This is a genomic window from Ramlibacter lithotrophicus (assembly GCF_012184415.1).
Lineage (GTDB): Bacteria > Pseudomonadota > Gammaproteobacteria > Burkholderiales > Burkholderiaceae_C > Ramlibacter > Ramlibacter lithotrophicus.
On record NZ_VTOX01000010.1, the window covers coordinates 211,451 to 231,649 of the forward strand.

Consider the following 20,199-nt stretch of genomic DNA (forward strand, 5'->3'; position numbering starts at 1 on the left):
GGTGCCGGGCGCGGCGCGGCAATTTGGCACTTGCAAACCCACGCTTCGCAGGGGGCAAAGTGCACGGCAACCACCCCGGCGAGGCGCGCCGTCGCCTTAGCCGGCGGCAAATCGCGCCTTCGACAGATGCAAATATCCTTTTGACCGTCGCGTTCCTAAGATGGCCAGCGCATGCCGCGCAGCCGACAGCCGCCGCGGCTCCCACCGAACGGGTGCGTGCGAGGAGACCATGGGCGAACGTGCATTTCAGCCGGCGGCGGCGCAACCGCTTCCGGGGGCGCCATTGGCGCGCAGCGATCTGGCGATGGCAACGCCGGCGCAGGTGCGGCAGGCGGTGCGCAGCCGGCGCTGGACCGGTGCCACCGTCGGCATGGCGCGCGGACACATCCAGGCCAACCTCGCGATCCTGCCGCAGCGCCATGCCTTCGACTTCCTGCGCTTCTGCCTGCTCAATCCGAAACCCTGTCCGCTGATCGAAGTGCTCGACGCCGGCGATCCGCGGCCGCGCTCCTGCGCCGCCGATGCCGACCTGCGCACTGACCTTTCCAGGTACCGCGTGTTCCGCAACGGCGAACTCGTGGAAGAGGTGCCGGATCTGCTGGGCCTCTGGCGGGACGACCACGTGGCGTTCCTCATGGGATGCAGCCTGTCTTTCGACCAGGCGATGCTCGATGCCGGCATTCCCCTGCGTCACCTCGACGCCGATACCGGGCGGATCCCCGTTTACCATTCCTCGATCGCCTGCACACCCGCCGGCATGCTGCGGGGCAACATGATGGTCAGCATGCGGCCGATTCCGCGCCGCCTGCTGGTCGCGACGATCGAGACCACCGGCAGGCACCCGATCGCGCACGGCTCGCCGGTGCACGTCGGCGACCCGGCCGACATCGGCATCGCCGACCTGGGCCACACCTACTCGAACCCACCGGTCCCGGTCCGCGACGACGAGATTCCGGTCTTCTGGGGCTGCGGCGTGACGCCGCAGTCGGTGGCCATGGCTTCCGGCATCCCTGAAATGATCACTCACGCCACCGGACACATGTTCCTCACCGACCTGACCCTCGGGTCGGCCAAGGTGCTTTGCTGATTTACCAACGCTGCTGGAGAAGTCCATGTTCAAAGCCATGCGTCATTGGCTCGTCGCCTGCCTCGTCGCCACGGTGCCCGCGTGGACGCTGGCCGACGCCGCCTATCCCGCCAAGCCGATCCGGCTGGTCGTGCCGTACCCGCCAGGGGGCACCGTGGAAGTGATGGCCCGGGCCATCGGCGAGGAACTCACGAAAGCCTGGGGCCAGCCCGTGGTGATTGACTCCAAGCCTGGCGCCTCCGGGAGCATCGGCAGCGCGCTGGTGGCGCGGGCGCCGGCCGATGGCTACACGCTGGTGTTCGGCACGCAGAGCACGCACGGCACCAACTCGCTGCTGTTCAAGGACATCGGATATGACCCGGCGAAGGATTTCGAGCCGGTGACGATGGTCGCCGCGGCGCCGCTCCTGCTGGTCGTCAATCCGAAGCTGCCGGTGAACACCGCCCGGGAACTGGTCGCGTACATCAGGAAGCAGCCGCAGGGCCTGAGCTACGCGTCGGCGAGCACCGGCGGCGGCGGCCACCTCGCCGGGGAGATGTTCGCGCGGGCGCAGAAGCTCCAGCTGGTCCACGTTCCATACAAGGGCAGCGGTCCGGCGCGCAACGATCTCATCGCCGGGCACGTGCCCTTCATGTTCGACAACATCGCCTCCTCCCTGCCGGCCGCGCAGCAAGGGCAGTTGCGTGCGCTGGCGGTCACCAGCACCACGCGCACCGGCGCCGCGCCGGACCTGCCGACGATGCAGGAGGCCGGCATTGACGACGTGATCATAGACACCTGGTACGCGATCTACGCGCCGGCGGGAACGCCGCGCGCCGTCGTCCACAAGCTCAGTGCCGAGGTCGGACGCATCCTGCGGCTGCCCAACGTGGTGGCGCGCTTCAAGGGACTCGGCCTGGACATCGTCGCGAGCACGCCCGACGAGCTGGCTTCGCGCATGAAGAGCGACCTGCAGCGCTACGGCAGGATCATCCGCGAGGCCAACATCCGGGTCGACTGACTCCGCGGCCGGCCGACTTCAGCGGGCCTGCAGGCCCTGGAAGAAGGCCGCGCGCTCGGTGGCGCGGCGCACCAGCATCGTCAGGTCGTTCTCCGTCAGCACCATGCGGACGCCGTCATCGATGAAGCGCTGCCACAGCCCGTCGTCGCGAATCCCGCCCATGCCGACGTGCTTGCCGCAGGCCGTGGCCGCGGCGACCGTGCGGCGCACGGCATCCGCCATCTGCGCGGATTCGTAGCCGCCCGGCAGGCCCAGGTCGTAGATGAGGTCGCTGGCACCGATGAAGAGGACGTCGACGCCCGGTGTGGCGGCGATCGCCTCCACGTTGGCCAGCGCGACACGGCTTTCGATCATCACCGCCGTCACGGCGTGCGCGTTGAACAGCGCCGTCGCCTCTACCAGACTGTGCCGGTAGCCGAACTGGGGAATGCTCCCCGGAACCGACAGCTCGCCCTGGGGCGGAAACCGTGTCGCGCGCGCCGCGCATGCGGCTTCCTCGGGCCGGTTCACGTGCGGGACCAGGACGCCGAGCGCGCCATTCGTCAGGCAGCTGGCGATTTCGGCCGGTTCGTTGCGGCGCACGCGCGCGAAAGGCATGACGCCGGCGCGCAGCGCTCCCAGCGCCATGTCGTACGCGGCGCCGGTCGGCACCGGACTGTGTTCGCTGTCGAGCATGATCCATGCAAATCCGCAATCGGCCAGGATCGCGCCGATTTCGGCGGTGCGGGAGTGGCGGATGTTGCAGCCGACGAGGATCTCGCCGCGTGCGAGGCGTTCGCGAAAGGAGGGGACGCGCATGTTGTTCCTGGTCTGGTTGGGCCGGGCGGTCCGGCAATGCGCCGGGCCGCCGCCAGGGCCGAAGTCTGCGCGGGCCAGGCCGCGGCTGCAATTTGGAAATGGCAAATCGACCGTTCCACGGGCCTGCTGCGGCCCGGCCGCGCCCGAGCCTCAGGCCTGCACGTCGATGTGGTACAGGGCCCAGGGACACGTGGCGAAGCGCTGTTCCAGCGAGGGCGCATGATAGGCGCGGCTCACGCCGGCTCGGCCCGCACTTTCCCCAGGTGGTCGCGCAACCCGGCCAGCAGTTGCTCCAGTTCGCGGGCGCTGTCGTGGGCGGCGCCCTGCTCCAGGGTGCGGCACTGGCGCGCCGCCCAGTGCAGCCCCACCAGCGACAGCGCGCCGCAGGCCCGGTGCGCGTGCAGCCGCACGGTGTCGCGGTCGCCCTCGGTGAGGGCCTGCGCGATGGCGTCCAGGGTCTTGTGCTGCGCCTGAAGGTAGCCGGGGAACGCCTCGATCCACGCCGCGGGCAGCCGCAGCACGTCCTCGGGCAGGGCGTCGGCGCCGTCCGGCTCCAGTTCCAGCGGCAGGTCGACGGCGGGAGCCCCGGACACGGCCGCCGGCTCGATCGGCTGGTCCTCGAGTTCCCGCAGCGCGGCGAGCAAGGCTTCGCGGCTCACCGGCTTGCGCAGGTAGCGGTCCGCGCCCGCCGCCAGCCCGCGGGCCGCGGACGCCTCGTCGTCGTTCGCCGACAGCATGACCACGCGGCAGCGCGGACGTCCTTGCGCGGCTTCGTGGTTGCGCGCCCAGCGCACGGTCTCGACGCCGTTGCGCACGGGCATCTCCAGGTCCACCAGCAGGTAGTCCGGCCAGCGTGCGGTCATCGCTTCGACGGCTTCCTGGCCGTTCTCCGCCGTCTCGACGTGGAACGGCGGACTGGGCAGGAAGCGGCTCATGAAAAGCCTGGTGTATTCGTCGTCGTCCACCAGCAGCACGGAGCGCGGCGGCATGCCGGCGACCCACTCCGCCGGGTCCTGACGCGACGCGGGGGCAGGCGCCGGCGCCGGCGCCTCGCCCCGCAGCGGACGCAGCGTCAGCGTCAGCGTGGTGCCCCGACCGGCGCCGGTGCGCAGCGTCAGCTCGCCCTGCTGCACGCGGGCCATCAGCCGCGCCGAATAGGTGCCCACGCCGATGCCGCCGCTCTTGCCGCCGGAGACGTATTTTTCGAAGAAGCGCGCGGCGATCTCCGGCGGCACCTCGCCCGGGTTGTGCACCGAGAGGACGACGGTCTCGCCGCGCTGCAGCGCCAGCGTCACCTCGTTGCCGGGGCCGGCAGCCTCGACGGCGTTCTTCACCAGGTTGGCGACGATCGAGTAGCAAAGCAGCTCCTCGCCGCGCACCCGGACCGGCCCGCGGTCCGAACCGCGCAGGTGCAGCGTCACGCCGCTGGACTGCGCGTACGAATGCAGGTCCACCAGGACCCGCATCACGACCTCCTGCAGGTCGACCGCCTGGGTGCGGAACTCGTAGGTCCCCTTCTCCATCTTGAACAGGTCCTGCGAGAGGTTCACCATCTCGAGCATCCGCAGGCCCGCGCGCTGCAGCACGCTCACCAGGTCGCGCTGGTCCTGGCCCAGGGTCGTGTCGTCGCGCAGCAGCCGGGTCACGCCGAGAATGCTGTTCAGCGGCGTCTTGAGGTCGTGGCGCGACATGCGTTCCACGTCCTCGCGCAGCCGGGCGTTCTCCTCCAGCGTGCGGGCGCGCTCCTCGGCATTCAGCGCGCGGCTCAGCCGGCGCGCGATCACCACCGCCGGCGACAGCAGGAACAGCGCGAACCCGAGCGGCCCGAACTTGCGGTCCGGCCCCGGCACGTCGATCAGCAGCAGATCGATCGACAGCGTCACCAGCACGGCGAGCATGCCGGCCAGCAGCACCCGCGCGTCGATGCGCGAGTGGCGCTGGGCCCGCATCATCGCGAACGCCACGTAGGCGGCGACGACGACCGCGACCGCCTGGCCCGGCAACGCCACGTGGGAATAGACCCCCGGCGGCAGCACGACGACGGCGGCCGCGGCAACGGCCAGGGTGCCCACGACCACCTGCACGACGCGGCGGTGGATGTCCAGCGGAAACAGCCCGCGGATGGTGAGGGTGAACAACGCCATGCCCGCGATCCACGACAGGTACTCCACGCGCATGTACTCGAGCCAGCCCACCTGTGGCGGCAGCGGCCGCAGCAGCAGCCGCTCGCCGATCATGTCCGTGTAGACCGCCATCGCGATGCAGAACAGGCCGAAGGCGAGCGGCACGCGTTCGCGCCGGCGCACGGCGAAGAAGATGAGGGACAGCAGCCCGGTGAGCAGGTACGCCGACTGCAGCGCCGCGTGGTAGGCCACGTGCGCCTCGCGCCGCCGCTCGAGCGCCTCGGCCGGCCCCGCCATCATGGGCCGCACGAAGCCGCCGGCGCGGTGGTCGAAGTTGGACAGGTGCACCGTGATCCGCAAGGGACAGGGGAACTCGCGGCTGATCGGGACCCGGTTGTGGACCGCGGCCCAGCTCGCCGCCGGCGAGGGACCCGGCTCGCCGTGCGCGGCAACCAGCGTGCCGTTGACGAACAGCCGCGAGGCCGTCCGCTGGCCGACGGCCTCGACGGCGAGGGACTGTCCCGCGGGACAGTTCACCAGCAGCGCATACGAGCCCCAGCCGTTGGGGCCCGGCGCCTTGCCGCCGGCGTCGAGGTCGTTCCAGCTCGCCGGCACCGCCACGAAGGCGCCGGCGGGCAGCCGGTCCCAGCGGGGATCGAGAAACTGCTGCCAGGCGAACGCCCATTCGCCTTGCAGCGGAACGGCTCGCTGCAGGCCGGGCGGCAGGTCCAGCCGGCCCTCCACCGCCGCCGGCTGCCTGGCGGCCGCGGCGCCGCCAGCCGCCAGCAGCAGCAGCAGCAGCAGCAGCATCAGCAAGGCAAGCGGGCCGGGAACCGGCCGACCGGAGCTCATGCGCGGAGTGTAGGGGCTGCACCCTGCGCCTTGATTTTTCCCAAGAACGGCGCGTGGGCTGGGCACAACGAGCGGCAACGCCCGTTCCATGAGCGAGGCCGCGTCGTGCGGCGCTCGACTCACCAAAGGAACTCCCGATGAAAACCGTCCTGATCTCCCTTGCCATCCTCGCATCCGCGTCCGCCTTCGCCAACGAGGCGGCCGACGACCGCGCGAACCGCGAGGCCTTCGCCGGCGTCGCCACGCGCGCCGAGGTCCAGTCCGGGTACCTGCGCGCCCGCGCGGCAGGTACGCTCGTGCCCACCGACGAAACCGCGTCGCTGCGGGCGCCAGCAGCACCGGACGGTGGACAGGCGCGCGACGACGTCCGGCGCGAAGCGCGGCAGGCGGCGCGGCAGCGCGTCATCCACGAACTGCTGTGAACCGCGCGCACTGCGCCAGCCACGTGAAGAACCGCAGCCGCCAGCGTTGAGGCAGGTCAAGGCAGCACAGGTGCAAGCCCCTACTGTTCCTGACGGCCGCTGGGGCGCCCGCCCGCTCCGGCCGCCGCCAGGGAGGAACATTTTGGCGTCTCCTTCGTTTCTTGACGGCAAGCACGCGCCGGGCATCGCCGACGGCGATCGCGCCGACGCGGAGCTGGCCGCCAGGGCACAGCAGGGCGACCAGCGCGCCTACGCAGAGCTGGTGCGGCGGCACCAGAACCGGATCTTCCGCCACCTGCTGAACCTGACCGGTTCGCGCGAGGAGGCGCTCGAGTTGTCGCAGGAGGTGTTCTTGAAAGCCTGGGAGGCATTGCCCGGCTGGCGACCGGAGGCGCAGCTCCATACCTGGCTGTACCGGATCGCCTCCAACCTGGCCTACGACCTGCTGCGGCGGCGCCGCATCGTCTCCTACGAGCCGCTGGCGGAAGACTGGGACGCGCCGGCCGACGAAGCGGGCCCGGAGGCACGCCTGCAGGCCAGGCAAGGCATGGCCGCGCTCGATGCCGCCCTGGCGCGGCTGCCGCCCGACCAGCGCGAGATCGTGCTGCTGCGGGAAGTGGAAGGGCTCAGCTACGACGAGCTCGCCGCCACGCTGGGCATCGACGAAGGCACCGTCAAGTCGAGGCTGGCGCGGGGACGCGCCGCGCTGGCGCAGGCCTACCGGAGGACACACCATGAATGACCGCTCCTGCGGCTGTCCGCGCATCGAGGACATTTCCGCGTTCATCGACGGCGCGCTGGCACAGCCGGCCGCCGGCGACCTGGCTCGCCACGCGCAGGCCTGCGCGCTGTGCGGCGCTGCCTTGCAGGAGTTGCGGCAGCTGCACGAGCACTTGCAGCCGCTGCGCGCGCGCCGGGCGGACGTGGACATCGCCGCGCTCGTGATGCCGCAATTGCGTCCCGCGGCGCCCTTGCCTCGCCGCCGTCGCGCGCGCCGCCTCCCCGCGTTGGCATCCCTGTGGCAGCTCGGCCCGCGGGCGCTGGGCGGCGCCGCCGCCCTGGGCGCCGGGGTTTATCTCGGACTGGCGCTGCTGGCCGGCAGCGGGGCCGCGCTGCGTCCGGCCGGCATGACGGTGTTCGACGCCGAACCCGCGGGCGCCTTGTGCGCCGGGCTGCCATCGTGTTCGGCAAGGGGAAGATGACATGCAACGCTCGCGCCTGATCTACCTGCTGACCCTTTCGGTCCTCGTCAACCTCGGCGTGCTGGGCGCGGCAGTTTTCCACTGGCGCAGCGGCGGCGCACAGGCCGTGGACGTGGCCGCCTACCTCCAGCTCGACGCCGACCAGCAGCGCCGCTGGGAGCGACTGGAACGCCCGTTCGTCGCCGAACTGGACGCCGGCTGGCGCGAGGTGGCCAGCCACCGCGAACGCCTGATCCGCGAGATGTTCGGTGACTCGCCCGACGCCGCGCGCATCGAGGCCGAACGCGCGAAGATCGCGCAACTGCAGGCGCTGCAGCAGAAGCGCGTCCTGGCGCAATTCCTGCGGGAGCGCGAAATCCTCACCGCGCAGCAGAGGGAGAAGCTGGTGCAGTTGCTGCTGCGCGAGCGCCAGCCGGCGCAGCGGGAGCGGGAACTGCACGGGTCATGAGCCGCCTGCGGCCGGCTTCAGTCCCCCTGGAACCCGCCCGCGCGGTACGTCAGCACCAGGGTGTCGCGATGTCCCGCCGGCCCCGTCGGCTGGATGGGCGTCGTTTCGTGGATCACGCGCGCGTCGTCGAGCAACAGCAGGCTCCACGGCTCGCTCAGCGTGAAGCGCTCGCCCGCCGGCCCGTGCGCATCGAAGACACGGGTCTCGCCGCCCTTGATGTCGTGGCGGGCCAGCAGAAACACGCCGACGAAATCAACGCCGTCGCGATGCGCGCCTTCTGGCGTGGGCCGGCCGATGCCGCCGGTCGTCTCGATGCGGAACTGGTGGGCCTCCACGTACCACGGCTGCACGCCGCGCAGCTGCGAGAACAGGCGGCCCAGGCCGCCGAAGATGCGCGTCCAGGCGGGCCGCTCGCCGCCGGTGACGAGCATCGGCTCGAACCACCGGCGCAGGCCGCCATGCAGCGCGTTGTATTCCACCGGTTGCCAATGCGCGCGGTGCGGCGCCTGGACCACGCCGCCGTCCTGCACGACGAAGCACGAGTGCCGGCGCCGCCGGTACTTGCCGCCGTCGCGCAGGTACGTGTCGAGCGCGAGGTGATCCCACGCGGGCAGCAGCGCGTCGAGCTCGCCGGGCCCGCATCCGGTCAGCTCCCGCACGCCGGCGGGGCTGACGATGGCGTAGCCGCGCGCGCCCAGGACGGCGGCGAGTTGCGCAACTTCGGTGTACCCGGGAGCGACCAGCATGATGGCCCGAGCATAGCCGCGGCCCGGTCGGCACCCGGCCGCGGCCAATGGCCCTTCTGTCCTTGCCGGAATGCGCCGCAACGGCCGGCGTCCTATACTGGCGGCGCCATGGACAGCCCGATCGCCAGCAGCCTGCTCGCACCGCGCCCACTGCTCTTCGCAGCAGCGGGAACTCGTGCGCGCGCGTTCGCACCGGCGGCTTCGCGGCACCAGCGAACCCCCGCACTTTCCTGAGCCCGGCGGTCCGCTTCCCTTCCCCCTTCAAGCGCCATCCATCGACCGCCGGGCCCCGACCGGCGCAGCTGCGCGCCCCGTGCAAAGACGCGGCCGGCGCGCGTTCGAATGGAGAGCTTTCATGGAAAAGACGATTGCCGCCCTGCGCCAGCTCACGGCGCTGGATTCCGCCCGCTTGAGAAAGATGGCCGGCTCCGGCTCGCAGCCGGAACTGGACGAACTGCTGGACGAAGCCGAGGTCATCGACTCGCGCGAGGTGGCGCCGGACATCGTGACGATGTACGCGCAGGTGGAGGTCGAGGACATCGGCTCCCGCAGCCGCCGGACGCTGGTGGTCTGCTACCCCGCCGATGCCGAGCCCGCCAGAGGCTTCATCTCCGTGCTGTCGCCGGTGGGGCTGGCGCTGCTGGGGCTGCCGGTGGGAGCGGTGGCACGCTGGCAGGCCCCGGGCGGAATTGAAAGCGCGGCCAGGGTGGCCGCGATCCTGTTCCAGCCCGAAGCCTCGGGCGACTACGTCACGTAGCCGCCCGCAGCCTGCAGCCTGCAGCCGGGAAAGGCTTATCTCCAGACCCGGTAGTTGGTCACCTGGATGTCGCCCACGCCCTCCTGGGGCTCGACCCCGAGTTCGACGCCCACCGCGTACTCGTTGCCGTTGGCCCAGGGCGTGCCGTAGACGTCCCTGCGAGTCGAGATGTAGTTGATGAACTTCGCCAGGTCGAGCTGGGTGCCGGGCGGAATCGGCTTCGAGGGTTCGAAGACGATGAACTTCCAGCCGCCGCCCCAGGTGGCACGCAGCGCGCCGTCCCAGTCCTTGCCCGCATAGACGTGGAACAGGCGGCCGTCGATGGTGACGTCGTGGTCGTACCAGCCCGGATTGCGCGTACCGTGCTCGCCGTAGCCGCCCCAGTAATCCAGCGGAATGATGATCTCGTGCGTGACGCCGATGCCGAACCCGTTGACCTGCGTCGGCGTGTTCTGCAGGAAGATGTCGTACGCGAGGTGGCCGCGGCCGGTGGGCGCGCTCACGTGCCGGTAGTTGGCCGTCGTCTTGAGCGAGGCGATCGGCAACTGCAGCGGGAAGAACGTGCCCGGCGTGGCGCCCGACGGGTACTTCTGCGAATAGCTGCCGTCCAGAAGGCGCACGTCGTGTCCGCCCGGCTTGGTCCAGGTGTTGTAGTAGCCCGGCTTGGCGCCGCTGATGATGCTCGGGAAGCTCTTGATCTCGCTGCAGCAGGACGGCCATTTCCACGCCAGCCGGAAGGCGACTTCACCGTTGGCGCCGATCTGCGGACTGACGCCGGTGTACTGCTCGTACGTGGTTCCGCCGATGCCGGTGAAGGTGCCACGAGTCAGGCCCCAGGGGCCCCACACGCCGTCCTCGACCCAGTAGGCATCGTTGTCGCGGCCGACCTGCAGCAGCGTGCCGGGCCAGCTCTTCACCGGGATCAGGCCGATGTCGGGCGCGGGAGCAGCGGGTGCCGGAGCCGGTGCGGGTGCCGGTGCCGGTGCGGGAGCCGCCGCGCCGTCGACCGGCGCGAGTCCCACGTCGTCGACATAGGCGAATCCGCCGCCGGCGTTCTTCCAGACATAGACCATGGCCCTGGAGGCGCTCCACGGCGCGGCGAGATCCAGCCTGGCGGCGGAATAGCTCGTCGAGCTGAACGGCACGTTCTGCTCCAGCACCTTGTTGCCCTGGGCGTCGAAGAAGCTCACGCCGAGGTATCCGACTTCCGAGGCGTCGGTCACCTTGACCCGCCCCGTCAGGCTGTAGGTCTTGCCGCCGACGATGGTGGCGATATCGTGGCCGAGTCCACCGGCGCCGCTGCCCACGCGCACCGAGTACGAGCCGGAACTCGACTGGCCGGTCACGGCGCTCGCGTTGCCCCAGTTGGTCCAGTTCGCCAGAGCGCTTTCGAAGCCGTTGTTCGACACCAGGTTGCCGCCGCCGGCCACCGGTGCGGAGGTGGCGTTCACCGGCGTGAGCACGAGGTCGTCGACGTAGCCATGGCCGCTGCCGGCGTTCTTCCACACGAACACGACGGCCTTGGCGGCGTTGGCCGGCGTCTCGCCTTCCACGGTGGCGAGCGACCAGGAGGTCGTGCTGATCGGAACGGCCTGCTGCGCGATCGTGTTGCCCCACTGGTCCAGGATGTTGATGCCGAGGTAGACGGCGTCGGCCGGATTGCTGACCTTCACCTGGCCGGTGAGGCGATAACGCGCCCCGGGCACGATGCCGCCGATCACGTCGAGCCCGGCGCCGCCGGCGGCGGTGCCCACGCGCAACGCGCGCCAGGACCCCGAGGCGCCGGTGCCATCGATCGCCTGTGCATTGCCCCAGTCCATCCAGCCGGCCAGGCCCGATTCGAACGTGCCGTTGGCCAGCAGGTTGCCGTTCGTCGAGCGCAGCGGCTTGGCGGAGGCGGTGGGGAATTCCGGCGCGGCCGGCAGCACGGCTGCCGCGGCCGCCTCGGACCCCGCCGCCGCCAGCGATTTCTCGATCTGCGCCGTGACCTGGCTCATGGCGACGGCCTGGCCATCGGCCCCGCCGGCCACGCCCGCAGCAGTACCGGGGCCTGTCGCGCTCCCGCCCCCGCCCCCGCCGCAGGAGACGAGCGCCAAGGCGAGGGCCGCACCCCCGGTCACCCGCCAGGTGAGCGTGGAAATTTCACGTGATCGCATGTTTCTTCCAAGATCGGGTTGTAAGGAGGTGGCGGCCGGAAACGGCAGGCACCAGCTTCTCGTTCTGCGCGGCACGGCTGTGGCAGCAGCGCCGGCATGCTGCAGAGGTTCGGTACGACACTGGTCACGTTCCTTCGCGCCGTGTGCGTCCATGCAATCTCTGCGACGGGCGCGATCTTAGTCAGACAGGGCCTACGCGCGAACAGGCGCGCGCCGACAAAGAGTAAGCAACAGGACCGACCGTCTTACATCCCCGTGGGGGCAATGCGGCGCCGATGACTGCCGATTGGTACCTCGCGATGCGTCATTGCGGCCCGCAGGCTTGCTGCGTAAACATCGAAGTCAGCAAGCGAAAACGCCGATGAGTGCGACCGCGGGTGAACCCGGGGTGCGAAGCCATGCAGACGAAGTGGTGCGCTGCGCTGCGGTGTGAAGCTCAGCCGCAACTCTTACGGGCGGTGCTCCGGTGTTCACTTGCTTACCGGATGAGCGTGAATAGTTCCATGCGGGCCGTCGAGGATCGAAGGTCTTTTCACCGGCTTGCGTCCGAAAGCGTCTTCCGCGCTGAGAGCGGCACGAAATCGAAGAAACCTAATAATCCATCGCCATTTTTCGATTGTCTCGCGGAATCTGCGTTCCTATAGTGGTGGCCGACTGGCGCTCGGCTTTGGCTGCGGCGGTCGCATAAACCACAGGAGACAAGGCATGAACAATCAAGTCCGGCGCTTCGGCGTTCTCGCGCCGCCGGGAAACACGGCGCTCGAACGGGAACTGCCGCCGCTCTTGCCCGCAGGCGTGGTCAGCAACCACAACCGCCTGTCACGTCCGGGGGCGTCCATCACATCCGACTCGCTGTTGCGCATGGCAGAGTCGATCGAACGCGCCGCCCACGATCTGGCACAGGCGTATCCGGAAGTCATTCTTTATGGCTGCACCAGTGGCAGCTTCCTCGCCGGCATAGGCCGCGAAGCGGAAGTGGCGCAGCGGATCGCCGATCTCACGAAGATCCCGTCCCTCACCACCTCCACTGCCGTGATCGCTGCCCTGGGCGCCCTCAAGGCGCGCAGGATCTTCCTGGCGACACCGTATCCGGACGACATCAACCTCCATGAGATCGCCTTCCTCGACCACTACGGAATCGCTGTGAGCAAGTGGGATGCGTTCCGATGCCAGACGAGCGAGGCCATCCGGGAAGTATCGTCCGAACAGGTGGCTGATCTCGTGCTGCAGCACCGCGACGACATCAAGGCGTGCGACGCGGTCTTCATCAGTTGCACCAACCTGCTGGCCATCGACCAGATCACACGCCTCGAACGCGAACTCGACAAGCCGGTGATGAGTTCGAACCAGGCATCGCTCTGGGCCGTCCTGCAGCACATGGGCGTGGCTACCACCGGTATCGCGGCGGGTCACCTGTTTAGCTGTTCCTCGCCCGTCGAGATCTCGCGTCCCAGGCAGTAGGCGCAGCGCGCCGTCCCCACATCAATTCATCCAGGAGACAAAGATGTTCGTTCGCAGACAGGCTCTGGCGGCCATCGCTGCAGGCGCCGTGGCCCTCGCGTGTCCAGCAGGCCACGCGCTTGCACAGACCTTTCCCAGTGCGCCGATGAAGATCGTGGTTCCGTACGCTCCCGGAGGGTCTACCGATATCCTGGCGCGCACCATCGCCGAGAACCTCTCGAAGCGATTCGGCCAGCCGGTGGTCGTCGTGAACCAGCCGGGAGCCGGCGGCTCGGTCGGAACCGCGGCGGTGGCCCGCTCGCCGGCCGATGGATACACGATGGTCATGGCCACGAACGGCACGCATGCCATCAATCCGACGCTGTACACCAAGCTCCCTTACGACGCAGTGAAGGATTTCAAACCGGTGAGCCTGATCGCTTCGGTGCCGCTGCTGCTGGTGGTGCCTGCGAAGTCGGAAGTAAAGACCGTCAAGGCGCTCATGGAGCGGGGCGCTGGCGGCAAGCCCTTGAACTTCGGCTCCGCTGGGGTCGGGTCCTCCGGCCACCTCGCCGGCGAAATGCTCAAGATCGAGGGCAAGCTCGACGCCCAGCACATCGCGTACAAGGGCGACGGGCCAGCCGTGGTCGATCTGATCGGTGGCAACGTCGACTACCTGTTCGCCAACATGCCTGCCGCCGTGAACCAGGCCAAGGCAGGGACAGTCCGCCCGCTGGCCGTCACGTCCGCGCAGCGCTCCCAGGAATTGCCGGACGTGCCGACGGTGGCAGAGGCCGGCTATCCGCGCCTGCAGGTGGACCCGTGGTACGGCGTGCTGGTGCCGAGTGGAACCAGCACGGAGGTCGTGAATACGCTGAGCGAAGCGATCAACGCCGCCTTGAAAGATCCGGCCGTGAGGAAGCGGTTCGAGGGCCTCGGCGCGACGCCACAGGGAACCACACCCGAGAAGTTCGCGCAGGTCATCGCCGCCGATACGGCGAAGTTCGCGACCGCGATCAAGATCTCCGGAGCCAAGGCGGACTGACCTTCGCGGTGCTCGCGGGTGTTAATCAGCAGATGGCCCAAAAGTCTAAAAAGTCGTTACGCGACAAGGACTTACAAGATTATCCGCTTGTTAGCAGGACTGCCAAATCCGAGAATTAGAGGTGGTGCGGCTGCGTCATGCCCCGTACCGCCTCCGCCAAGCGCCTAACACCTGTGTCGATACCGTCCGGCTCGAGTAGTGCGTAGCCGAGGACCAGGCCTGTTGAGCGACGATGCCTATCGGGAACCGTTGCTGGCAAAAAGAACTGGGTGACCGGGTAGACCACAACCTTCTTGCTGCGGGCCAGCGCGACGAGCTCCGCTTCCCGCTCACCCGAGACCGCCGGAAGCCACGCGACGCAGTGAAGCCCGGTCGCCGAACCCTCGACGATGGTTTGGCCGGGGAGATGCTTGTCCAGGGCCGCAAGCAACGCGGTGCGACGCGCCTGCTGAAGCCGGCGAATCCGGCGCACATGGCGGTCGTAACTGCCATCCTCCAAAAGGGATGCCAGGACCCGCTGGGGACTTGACGGTGCATGGCGGTCAGTGAGCTGCTTGGCCGCGACGAACGCATCGACCAAATCTGGGGGCAGGACCATGTACCCGAGCCTCAACTGGGGCGACAGGGTCTTGGAAAAAGTGCCCACGTAAATGACGCAGGCGCGGTCATCCAGCGACTGCAGGGCGGCCTCAGGCCTCACCCCGTAGCGATACTCGCTGTCATAGTCGTCCTCAATGACCCATGCACCTCGGTCGCCCGCCCATTGCAAGAGAGCCTGGCGACGCGCCATGGTCAGGAAGGAGCCCAACGGAAATTGATGAGTCGGGGTCACATAGGCGAGCTTTGCCTTGCGTACACGATTCAGTTCGTCCGTGCACAGCCCCTGGTGGTCTACGGGAACGCCCCGCAGCCTGGCGCCGGTCGCTTCGAAGACGTGATGGGCCATCCGATAGCCCGGGTTCTCGACGACGACAGTGTCGCCAGGGTCCAGGAGCACGCGTGCAGACAGGTCGAGCGCCTGCTGAGACCCGTTGACGACCAGCAGCTGGTCGACGTCGCATGCAAGTCCGCGGGCTCGGGCGAGGTACGCCTTGAGCGCCAGCCGCAGCGCGTGGTCTCCACGAGGGTCAAGGTAGGCAAGCCGAGCTGGCCTTTCCCCTTCCACCCTCCTAAGGGCCTTCATCCAAGTTTGCGTGGGAAAGTCTCGCCCAGCCAAGGGACCGTAGACGAAGTCGATGAGCCCTGGTTCTAGCGGCCGGGGGTAGCCGGGCACGAGCGTTACAGCGCGGGCCCCATACGCCGACAGACGTGTGGTGCGGTCGAGACCCGGGAGCGCTGCAGCACGCGGGCCCAGCACTCTCATAGCCCCGACTGCCACTCGACTTGCACCGCCAGGCTGCGTCTCGATGAGCCCTTCAGATGCGAGCTGGTCGTAGACCACGGACACAGTGGAGCGTGAGAGCCCCCGCTCTGCAGCGCAAGCTCTCGTGGACGGGAGCGCCGTGCCGGCAGCGTAGGTTCCGTCAAGAACCCGTGCTTTTATCTCCTCGTAGAGTGCTCGCCCTGGGCCAGCCTTAGTCACCAGCAACCCTTTCCAATGCAAACTGGTCCAGTGAAATACCTCAAAACTGGCCATTTTCATCATGCCACAACCGGGCGACAGTTCGGGTACGCGTTTGGAGACAACCATGTACCTGCCCGAGCACTTTGCTGAGACCCGCCCCGAAGAACTGCACCGCATCCTTGCGGACCACCCCCTGGGTACGCTGGTGACCCATACCGCCAGCGGCCTGGATGCAAATCACATCCCATTCGAATTCGACGTCGGTCGTGGCCCACACGGCGTCCTGCAGGCACACATTGCGCGAGCCAACACTCTCTGGCAGCAAGCCCAGGACCAGGCCGAGGTCCTCGTCATCTTCCGCGGCCCGCACGGGTACATCTCCCCGAGCTGGTACCCGAGCAAGCACGAGACACACCGCCATGTTCCCACCTGGAACTATGAGGTCGTGCACGCCCATGGCCGTCTGCGCTTCATCGACGACGAAAAGTTCGTACGCGGCGTGGTCGCTCGGCTGACGCGCCGTCACGAGGCAGGGGAGCCGCGCCCCTGGAAAATGGGAGATGCTCCGACCGACTACCTGGACCAGATGCTGAAGATGATTGTGGGACTTGAAGTGGAAGTGACACGCTGGGAAGGAAAGCGCAAGCTTGGACAAAACCGCGAGATGCGTGACCTGGACGGCGCGATTCACGCCCTGAAAGAACGGGGCTCCACCGAGCTGGCAGCAGCGATGAACCAGGCAAAGAACTGATGATTCGCTCGACTGGCTCGAACCTGTACACGTCGACGTTCACCTTCGCGAAACGCCAGTACGACGACGAGTTCCACGCGCTGGACGCGGCCATTGCAGAGGCTGCGAAAGCTATTCCCGGGTACTTGGGGGAAGAGGCCTGGGAGAACCCGTCAACTGGGCTCATCTCGAATGTCTACTACTGGGACTCCATGGAAGCCTTGGAAGCTCTCATGAAGCATCCGGTCCACCAGCAGGCCAAGGCGCGGCAGGCCGAGTGGCTGGCCGGGTATCACATCGTCATCGCACAGGTGGTCGGCTCTTACGGCGACGGCGGCATCCCGCACCCGTTGCGGTCGCTCCCTGCCATTCGCCCAACCTTCTAACTCGTTCTCTGTGCTGTTCCTGACTTTCCTCTTCGCCGCCGTCGTATTGGCTGTCACGCCGGGCCCCGGCATCGCCTATGTGGTCGCCCGTACGGTCGCTGGCGGGCCCAGAGAAGGGCTGGCGTCCTGCTTTGGAACAGGCCTGGGCGGGATGCTTCACGTCCTCGCGGCCGCGCTCGGCCTCTCGGTCCTGGTCGCAGAATCTGCTCTGGCTTTCAGCTTGCTTAAGTACGTTGGAGCCGCCTACCTTGTGTACCTCGGAATTCGTCTGCTGCTGCGGAAGGACCCTGACGGCCCGACGACGCCTGCGGTGTCGCCTAGTGGAGCGCGTAGAGCCTTCTTGGACGGCATCCTGGTCGAAGTGCTGAACGTGAAGACTGCGCTCTTCTTCCTTGCCTTCCTTCCGCAGTTCGTAGCACCCGCCGAGCCTTTGATTCCGCAGCTGGTGTTGCTCGGTAGCGTCTGCGTTGCCCTGAACACGCTGGTCGACGTGGTTGCGGTGTTTGCGGCACAGCGCCTGCTGAAATCCAGCACCGCGCGGGCTACCCGTGCTCGCCTCCTGACGCGTGTTTCCGGTGTCACGATGATTTCGTTGGGCGCGGTTCTGGCGCTCGCGCGGCGCAACGCATAGCGCTAGGCGCCAACCGGCGCCGCGGTCGAACTGCCCACTGATTCAGGCCGTGAGTTTCAAGCCAACGATGCCGGCAAGGATGAGGGCGGCGCAAGCCAGCCTCGCCGCAGTGGCAGGCTCTCCAAAGAGAACAATCCCAAGAAGCACCGTGCCGACTGCACCGATGCCGGTCCATACGGCGTAGGCGGTTCCGACAGGAAGAGTGCGAATCGCCCATCCAAGGAGGCCGATGCTGACTGCCATGGCACCGACCGTGCCTACCGTGGGCCACAGGCGCGTGAACCCCTGCGTGTACTTCAGACCAACGGCCCAGCCGACTTCGAATAGACCGGCGATGACGAGCAGAAACCAGGGCATGACGAACTCCTTGCGCGTGTGCGCTTCGGGTCGTCCCGTGGATGATATGAGCTGACGGGGTCGTCCCCGTTGCTTGTGAGATGTGTAGATTAGGTCGATGCCGTTTAGCCCGCCGAGAGCCTCAGAGTACCCGGCCCTGCGGTGGGTGGTTGCTAGGCAACATCTCTCTGCGACGTCGCGTCTTGAAACGACTCATCAGTACACTGACTCGAAAACAGGAGGGTACCGATGCTTTCGGAACGCGTTCTTGATGAATTGGTGCGACGCAGCGCTTTATCGGAGGAGCTGTGCAAGGCGCTGTGGCCAGACCTCTTGGTGGAATCTAAGCTGCAGCTGCTCGCGGCGCTCCAAGCGGACCTTTCCCCGTCCACACCCGACTGGCTCGTCGACCTGGCCCTCGAAGACAAGTCGCCGGTGGTCCAGTACTTCGCCCTGCGTCACGCCTACCTGCGGACCAAGCGCACCGACATCGCGGAAAGCGTCAGGTCGTTCTTCGTGGTCTCGGACGAAGACGTGGCGCGGCACGCCAGAGCTCACGCCGTCGAACACCCCCTGGTCCGGGCCGCGGTCGCAGACTTCTCGTCCATTGGCTCCAAGGAGTACCTACGGCGCTTCTCGCAGCTGGAGCGGCTCGTGGCGGTACGCAACGAGGGCATGTTCAGCCTTGGCTCGCTGGTGGAGTTCCTTGAGGAGGCAGTCGACAAGATGGACGACCGCGAACTGGCTGCAGTGGCGCACGAGTACTTCCTCCGTCCCGACGCGAAACGCGAGCTGCAGCGTGGGCGCCTCGACTACGCCGACGGCGAGTCGGCCTACTACGCCGGCGACGGCATGAAGAAGGGTTGGCAGGTGGTGCGCAAGGCTGGCCCTGTGCTGGCAAATGTCCTAGTCTCCAACCTGCCAACTTCGCTCGGCCTGGCCACCATCGAGGCCAAGGAGCTGGCGACGATGCCAGAACGTGTGCTGGAGCTGCTGGTGCACGACAGCTTGGAACGCAAGGAGGTCGCGGACCTGCATCGCATGATGCGCGACGAGCCGAGCCACGTCCCACCCAAGGTCATAGAGGCACTGGAGCGGGCGTCGGACTTCGGCCGCTACGACCCTGAAGAAATCCAGCGGGAACGCCGCCTGGCGTCGCCCCTGTCGGAGCGCGTCACGCTCGAAGTCGTGTTGGAGCTGCAGAAGCAGGTCGCTGCGCTGTCCGCGCAGCTGCAGGAGATGCGCGACAACCCGCCCAAGCGGGGCTTCTTTGGCTGAGCAAAAAAAGGGCCCTCCTGGGCCCCTTCCCTCACGCGCGCCGCTTCGCTATCGGCGCGCTCATCACCGCTGAACAAGTAGCGGCGCGAGGGAGTCAGGTCGGGTCCGGCGCGTTCTCGTTGTCCGTGTCGCTTGCCTCAGGCGTGGTGAGTTCCGGCGGCGTGAGGGTCAGCGCGTTTTCATGCGCGGCTTCGCCGGCCACCTCCCTGAGCGACGGTTCCCGCGTGCCAGTGGCAACGGCGGCGATGGACAGCAGGCGACGGAGGGCAGACATCGGCGTTTCGTGTTGAGTGTGAAGGCCTGTGTAGCGAGGGGTCTTATCTCTGGCCGAGTTTTTTCTGGGTGCGCGAGCGCATGTCCACCGCGTGCTGGAACTTCAGCCCCAACACGCTTTGGCTGGCCAGCCACTGTTTGTCCTGCTCGGTCGTCCGAAACATGTAGAGGCGACGAAGCGTGAGCATCTGCAGCACGCGCATTGCGATGAAGTCGTCTTTGATGTCGGCAAGCAGGCCTTTCAGGTCCGTCCTGGGCAGGTCGCGCGGCGAGTCGAGCTGAACGCCAGCGGCGATGAGCTTGGCGGCCGGCGTTCCCACTTTCTTCGCCGCGGAATCAATGTCCTCCTGCAGTTCGTCAGAGCTGATGGAGGTGATGGCCTTGGCAATGAACGCAAACGACGAAATCTGCATGATTTGGGCCAGCAGCTTCTCTGCCAGCTTTTTCCGCTTCTCGTCGCTGTCCTCCTTGTTCATCGTGCGAAGCATCTCGACCAATTCAGTCTGCGCCTCATCTTTGTCCGCAAGGAACTGCGCGAAGTAGGCGCGGACCAGGCGCAAGGGAGCTTTGAGCAGCATCTGGAGGAGCTCCACCCGCTTTGCTCGACTAACAGTCGCGATTTGATTTTTCAGAATCTGACCGAGAATTTCCACCGTCTTTAGCAGCGCGACCATCTGCGGGAAAAAGGCCTCGTGTGCATCCTCCTGCTTGCAGTCCACCAGCCCGTCGGAACCGTCATCGAGCTCGTCGCGCTTCTGATTGACATGTGCGCGAACGTCCTCCGGCTTTTCACCCTTGTGTTGAAGATCGTCGAGAACTGACCCAGCGCGATCGTTCAATTTTGACCCGCCCTCAAGGCTACCTGATGGTGGCCTCGCCTGTGGATATCTCCTGATCCTGGGTTGTCGTCTTCCCTCCTTTCTTC

At 67.5% G+C, this 20,199-nt stretch carries 21 protein-coding genes; 13 read left to right on the forward strand and 8 right to left on the reverse strand.

What is annotated here, in order from left to right; all coding sequences use genetic code 11:
* The first annotated feature begins 229 nt into the window (after positions 1-229).
* Together RAMLITH_RS22085 and RAMLITH_RS22090 are read left to right on the forward strand one after the other, a co-directional pair.
* Positions 230-1,087, forward strand: a complete 858-nt coding sequence (locus RAMLITH_RS22085; protein ID WP_238344320.1) for a putative hydro-lyase — start codon at positions 230-232, stop codon at positions 1,085-1,087.
* 25 nt (positions 1,088-1,112) lie between these two features.
* Positions 1,113-2,087, forward strand: a complete 975-nt coding sequence (locus RAMLITH_RS22090) for a Bug family tripartite tricarboxylate transporter substrate binding protein (protein WP_168109605.1) — start codon at positions 1,113-1,115, stop codon at positions 2,085-2,087.
* 18 nt (positions 2,088-2,105) lie between these two features.
* Here the strand turns inward: RAMLITH_RS22090 and RAMLITH_RS22095 are convergent, their stop codons facing one another.
* Together RAMLITH_RS22095 and RAMLITH_RS22100 are read right to left on the reverse strand one after the other, a co-directional pair.
* The gene (locus RAMLITH_RS22095) at positions 2,106-2,885 is read right to left on the reverse strand and encodes an HpcH/HpaI aldolase family protein (RefSeq protein WP_168109606.1); all 780 of its coding nucleotides are present in this window, start codon (positions 2,883-2,885) and stop codon (positions 2,106-2,108) included.
* A gap of 233 nt (positions 2,886-3,118) precedes the next feature.
* Positions 3,119-5,860 carry a response regulator gene (locus RAMLITH_RS22100; protein WP_168109607.1) on the reverse strand — a complete coding sequence of 914 codons (2,742 nt, stop codon included), beginning with the start codon at positions 5,858-5,860 and terminating at the stop codon, positions 3,119-3,121.
* Between the two features lie 137 nt (positions 5,861-5,997).
* Between RAMLITH_RS22100 and RAMLITH_RS22105 the strand changes: the two genes are divergently transcribed.
* The 4 genes from RAMLITH_RS22105 to RAMLITH_RS22120 all read left to right on the forward strand — a co-directional run bounded on the left by RAMLITH_RS22105 (position 5,998) and on the right by RAMLITH_RS22120 (position 7,932).
* A complete protein-coding gene (locus RAMLITH_RS22105) occupies positions 5,998-6,282 on the forward strand; it encodes a hypothetical protein (RefSeq protein ID WP_168109608.1) in 285 nt (94 codons plus the stop codon).
* 142 nt (positions 6,283-6,424) lie between these two features.
* Positions 6,425-7,024, forward strand: coding sequence for an RNA polymerase sigma factor (locus RAMLITH_RS22110; protein ID WP_181956462.1), 600 nt, complete (start codon positions 6,425-6,427; stop codon positions 7,022-7,024).
* Positions 7,017-7,484 carry an anti-sigma factor gene (locus RAMLITH_RS22115; protein ID WP_168109609.1) on the forward strand — a complete coding sequence of 156 codons (468 nt, stop codon included), beginning with the start codon at positions 7,017-7,019 and terminating at the stop codon, positions 7,482-7,484. Before RAMLITH_RS22110 ends, RAMLITH_RS22115 begins: the two co-directional genes overlap by 8 nt.
* A gap of 1 nt (position 7,485) precedes the next feature.
* Positions 7,486-7,932 carry a periplasmic heavy metal sensor gene (locus RAMLITH_RS22120; protein ID WP_168109610.1) on the forward strand — a complete coding sequence of 149 codons (447 nt, stop codon included), beginning with the start codon at positions 7,486-7,488 and terminating at the stop codon, positions 7,930-7,932.
* Positions 7,933-7,949: 17 nt separating this feature from the next.
* Here the strand turns inward: RAMLITH_RS22120 and RAMLITH_RS22125 are convergent, their stop codons facing one another.
* Positions 7,950-8,678: a 2OG-Fe dioxygenase family protein gene (locus RAMLITH_RS22125; RefSeq protein WP_168109611.1), complete on the reverse strand. Its 729-nt coding sequence runs from the start codon at positions 8,676-8,678 to the stop codon at positions 7,950-7,952.
* 355 nt (positions 8,679-9,033) lie between these two features.
* Here RAMLITH_RS22125 and RAMLITH_RS22130 point away from each other — a divergent pair, with 355 nt between their 5' ends.
* Entirely contained in the window at positions 9,034-9,435 is a 402-nt protein-coding gene (locus RAMLITH_RS22130; protein WP_168109612.1) for a GreA/GreB family elongation factor, read from the forward strand.
* Positions 9,436-9,470: 35 nt separating this feature from the next.
* On the opposite strand, the gene RAMLITH_RS22135 is transcribed toward RAMLITH_RS22130, so the two are convergent.
* Positions 9,471-11,591, reverse strand: coding sequence for a carbohydrate binding domain-containing protein (locus RAMLITH_RS22135; protein WP_168109613.1), 2,121 nt, complete (start codon positions 11,589-11,591; stop codon positions 9,471-9,473).
* Positions 11,592-12,296: 705 nt separating this feature from the next.
* On the opposite strand from RAMLITH_RS22135, the gene RAMLITH_RS22140 reads away from it, so the two are divergent.
* Positions 12,297-13,052: a maleate cis-trans isomerase family protein gene (locus RAMLITH_RS22140; RefSeq protein ID WP_168109614.1), complete on the forward strand. Its 756-nt coding sequence runs from the start codon at positions 12,297-12,299 to the stop codon at positions 13,050-13,052.
* 145 nt (positions 13,053-13,197) lie between these two features.
* A complete protein-coding gene (locus RAMLITH_RS22145; RefSeq protein ID WP_238344321.1) occupies positions 13,198-14,076 on the forward strand; it encodes a Bug family tripartite tricarboxylate transporter substrate binding protein in 879 nt (292 codons plus the stop codon).
* 115 nt (positions 14,077-14,191) lie between these two features.
* On the opposite strand, the gene pdxR is transcribed toward RAMLITH_RS22145, so the two are convergent.
* Entirely contained in the window at positions 14,192-15,817 is a 1,626-nt protein-coding gene (gene pdxR / locus RAMLITH_RS22150; RefSeq protein WP_337786194.1) for a MocR-like pyridoxine biosynthesis transcription factor PdxR, read from the reverse strand.
* Between pdxR and RAMLITH_RS22155 the strand changes: the two genes are divergently transcribed.
* From RAMLITH_RS22155 to RAMLITH_RS22165, 3 genes are read left to right on the forward strand one after another with little or no spacing between them, the layout of a single operon-like run.
* On the forward strand, positions 15,765-16,391 hold the full coding sequence (locus tag RAMLITH_RS22155) for an FMN-binding negative transcriptional regulator (protein WP_168109616.1): 627 nt from the start codon (positions 15,765-15,767) through the stop codon (positions 16,389-16,391). The two genes, pdxR and RAMLITH_RS22155, sit on opposite strands and share 53 nt — an antisense overlap.
* Before the next feature lie 23 nt (positions 16,392-16,414).
* A complete protein-coding gene (locus RAMLITH_RS22160) occupies positions 16,415-16,756 on the forward strand; it encodes an antibiotic biosynthesis monooxygenase family protein (protein WP_168109643.1) in 342 nt (113 codons plus the stop codon).
* 10 nt (positions 16,757-16,766) lie between these two features.
* Positions 16,767-17,387 carry a LysE family transporter gene (locus RAMLITH_RS22165; RefSeq protein WP_168109617.1) on the forward strand — a complete coding sequence of 207 codons (621 nt, stop codon included), beginning with the start codon at positions 16,767-16,769 and terminating at the stop codon, positions 17,385-17,387.
* Positions 17,388-17,429: 42 nt separating this feature from the next.
* Here RAMLITH_RS22165 and sugE read toward each other — a convergent pair whose 3' ends face one another.
* On the reverse strand, positions 17,430-17,744 hold the full coding sequence (sugE, locus tag RAMLITH_RS22170) for a quaternary ammonium compound efflux SMR transporter SugE (RefSeq protein WP_168109618.1): 315 nt from the start codon (positions 17,742-17,744) through the stop codon (positions 17,430-17,432).
* A 228-nt stretch (positions 17,745-17,972) separates the two neighbouring features.
* Between sugE and RAMLITH_RS22175 the strand changes: the two genes are divergently transcribed.
* Positions 17,973-19,001: a hypothetical protein gene (locus RAMLITH_RS22175; RefSeq protein WP_168109619.1), complete on the forward strand. Its 1,029-nt coding sequence runs from the start codon at positions 17,973-17,975 to the stop codon at positions 18,999-19,001.
* 94 nt (positions 19,002-19,095) lie between these two features.
* Here the strand turns inward: RAMLITH_RS22175 and RAMLITH_RS22180 are convergent, their stop codons facing one another.
* Together RAMLITH_RS22180 and RAMLITH_RS22185 are read right to left on the reverse strand one after the other, a co-directional pair.
* Positions 19,096-19,275, reverse strand: a complete 180-nt coding sequence (locus RAMLITH_RS22180) for a hypothetical protein (RefSeq protein WP_168109620.1) — start codon at positions 19,273-19,275, stop codon at positions 19,096-19,098.
* A 43-nt stretch (positions 19,276-19,318) separates the two neighbouring features.
* The coding region (locus RAMLITH_RS22185) for a hypothetical protein (protein ID WP_238344322.1) at positions 19,319-20,199 on the reverse strand (881 nt) is incomplete at its 5' end.